General features: G+C 45.4%; 1 protein-coding gene. It reads left to right on the top strand.

Translation table 11 applies throughout. The features are described from left to right. Positions 1 to 1,194: Glu/Leu/Phe/Val family dehydrogenase (locus GC102_RS21965; RefSeq protein ID WP_171691391.1), on the top strand; the 1,194-nt coding region annotated here is incomplete at its 5' end. Positions 1,195 to 1,314 lie beyond the last annotated feature (120 nt).

Genomic DNA, 1,314 nt, shown 5'->3' on the forward strand with positions numbered 1-1,314 from the left:
GCATTGAAAAAAATGGGGTACGCTGACTCCATGTATGAGCTGTTAAAGGAACCATTACGCCTACTGACGGTACGAATCCCATTAAAGATGGATGATGGATCGGTTAAAGTGCTTACAGGTTATCGCGCTCAACATAATGATGCTGTTGGACCAACCAAGGGGGGCGTCCGCTTCCACCCTGATGTTACTGAGGAAGAAGTTAAAGCGCTTTCAATGTGGATGAGTATAAAATGTGGCATTACAAATCTGCCTTATGGTGGCGGCAAAGGCGGGATTCAATGTGATCCGCGTTCAATGTCTTTTCCAGAATTAGAGCGGCTCAGCCGGGGATATGTTCGCGCTATCAGCCAAGTTGTCGGGCCAACTAAAGACATTCCAGCGCCTGATGTATTCACCAACTCGCAAATTATGGCATGGATGATGGATGAATACAGCCACATCCGCGAGTTTGACTCCCCAGGATTCATTACAGGCAAGCCGCTGGTTCTAGGCGGATCTATAGGACGTGAAACATCCACTGCATTAGGTGTAAGTATTGTGATGAATGAAGCTGCGAAAGTGCTTGGGATTCCTATCCAAGGTGCGAAAATTATTGTCCAAGGGTTTGGAAATGCCGGTAGTTATTTGGCCAAATTCGTGCATGATGCTGGCGCTAAAGTGGTGGGTATTTCGGACGCGGGCGGGGCTTTGTATGACCCGAACGGATTAGATATCGATTATTTATTGGATAGACGGGATTCTTTCGGAACCGTTACGAATTTATTTCCTAACCGTATCACGAATAAAGAGTTATTAGTTCAGGAATGTGACATTTTAGTGCCAGCGGCTATAGAGAATCAAATTACAGAGGAAAACGCTTGGCAAGTCAAGGCGAAGCTGCTGGTTGAGGCTGCTAACGGTCCTACTACTACTATCGCTACAGAGATTTTAACACAAAGAGGCATCATGATTGTTCCCGACGTCCTAGCCAGCGCGGGGGGTGTAGTGGTATCCTACTTTGAGTGGGTTCAAAATAATCAAGGTTATTATTGGACGGAGGAAGAGGTTAACGAGAGACTGCATAAAATTCTAGTTGATTCCTTCCATAACGTTTATCGAACCTCACAAGAGAAAAACGTGGACATGCGTTTGTCAGCTTACATGGTTGGACTTAAGCGCATGGCTGAAGCTGTGAAGTGGAGAGGTTGGGTTTAAAGTGGCGCAAACAAGTATTATTTTCCGATTAGAGTTAGATCATACTAAGGTTAGTTTCGGTGATGTAGCGGCTGCAATCAGCAAATCAGGAGGAGATATTACCTCTATTGACGTGATACG

Origin of the sequence: Paenibacillus germinis (assembly GCF_013141785.1) — a bacterium.
In the GTDB taxonomy this organism is placed as follows: domain Bacteria; phylum Bacillota; class Bacilli; order Paenibacillales; family NBRC-103111; genus Paenibacillus_E; species Paenibacillus_E phytorum.